Source organism: Methylobacterium sp. J-088, from assembly GCF_022829295.1.
Taxonomy (GTDB): domain Bacteria; phylum Pseudomonadota; class Alphaproteobacteria; order Rhizobiales; family Beijerinckiaceae; genus Methylobacterium.
Genome location: NZ_JAKSYH010000079.1, coordinates 1 through 1,737, shown reverse-complemented (window position 1 = coordinate 1,737; position 1,737 = coordinate 1). Strand labels below are relative to the sequence as shown.

Genomic DNA, 1,737 nt, shown 5'->3' with positions numbered 1-1,737 from the left:
GGCGTCCGCGATCGGCCGGGCGGGGGGCAGGCCGTCCCAGTCATGCGGATCGGGGGCGGTGAGCGGCGGGAGCGTCCCGAGATCCTCGGGGCAGCCCATCAGGCCGGCGGCGCGGCCGACGCGCACGTAGTGCAGGAACGGTGACTCCCCAGGACCGAACAGATGGCCGTAGGTCTCCGCATAGAACGCGATGGAGAAGGTCCTGCTCGGGTCGCGGCCCTCGTGCTGGCCATAGGCGACGAAATGCGCGAGCGGGCCGCCGGCTGCGGTCTTGGTATCGGGATAACGCTTGGCGTAATAGGCGGCGTCGAAATGGGGCGCGATCAGGCGCATGTCGTCTTCGAGCGCCGCCTCCCGCGTTTCCGGCGTGCCGTAGCGCGGATCGAAGGCGCCGGCAGATAGGTCGGCCCCATGCAGCAACGCCGTCGCCAGGAAATGGACGAAGGGCGCCAAGCCGGTCTCGCGGACGCCCGGATGCGCCTCCAGATAGGCCTGCCCGTTGAAGTCGGGCCTTGGGTTGCGGCCGCGTCGCCAGCCGGTGTCGCAGTAGTCGCCCACCGCGTCCGCCTCCGGCGCGAGACCGTAGCGCTGCCGGTAGAACGCGTGGTCGAAGTGCTTCGCGATCAGCTGTGCCTGACGCTCCAGCGCCGCCGCCTTATCCACGGGCTCGCGCCCGATCGCCCCGAGCCAGGCCGTGTCGTCGATCGGCGCCCGGGCCGGCCGCAGCCCGCACACCCGCAACAGCGCGTCGAGCGTCGAACGCCCCGGCCCCGGATCGCGCAGTTCCCGCCAGCCAGCCCCGGCAAAGTGCAGGTACGGCGCCTGCGCGCCCAGGTCCGGGTAGGTCGCCCGGTACCAGTCCGCATCCACCGCCGGCAGGTTCAGCCGCCCCGCCTCCACGAACGGCTCGGCCCCCGACAGACGCGTCTCGGCCACGTAGCGGAAGAACGGGTCGTCCTGAACCGCCCGGCTGCCGGCGCGTGCCTGCACGAAGCCGGCCGGGTCGAAGTCCGGGCGCGGGCTGACGAGGGCCCGCCAGCCGCTCTCCACGTAGGACCGCAGCAACTCGGCCTCGGAGGCCTCCGCCATCGCGTCCGCGACCGGCCCGCGGAGCGACGCCCGGTAGTGGGCGGCGTCGAAGTACGGCGCGAGCGTCTCGATCCGCAGCGCCAGGGCCGCCGCGCGGTCCGGCCGGGCGGGGCCGCCATGCAGGACGTAGTGCACCAGCGGGTTCTGGGTGGCGTAGGTGAGGCCGCGGGTCAGGCAGTAGGCCAGGGTGTCGAACTGGGGCGCCGGCTCGCGGCCCTCGCGCCAGCCCGACGCCATGTAGTGCGCGGCCGGATCGACGCCGGCGGCCTGCAGGTCGGGGTTTCCGGCGAGGTAGAACGGCCCATCGACCAGTCGCCGGGCGAGACGCTGGGCCTGGCGGGTGTCGGGCGGGGACAGAACCGCCGTGCTGGCCGCGGCGAGGCTGCCGGCGGCACGCACGAGGGCGTGCAGGAACGGGTTGATGCCGGCTTTGGCCAGGACGGGGTGCGCGGCGAGGTAATCGGCGGAGGAGAAGTCCGGGCGGGGATCGCGGCCCTCGCGCCATCCGTGGACGAGATAGTCGCGCACGGGATCGGCGGTAATGCCGTACCACGTGGCGTAGAACGCGGCGTCGACATGCGGGGTGAGCGCGGCAACCTGCGCGTCGGCGCTGGCGAGATCGTCGACGGGCGGCAGGGCGGGGCCGGC

The 1,737-nt window shown here is 73.5% G+C and carries 1 pseudogene; it reads right to left on the bottom strand.

What is annotated here, in order from left to right:
• A pseudogene (locus tag MKK63_RS09425) lies at positions 1–1,737 on the bottom strand (glycosyl transferase); the annotation flags it as partial.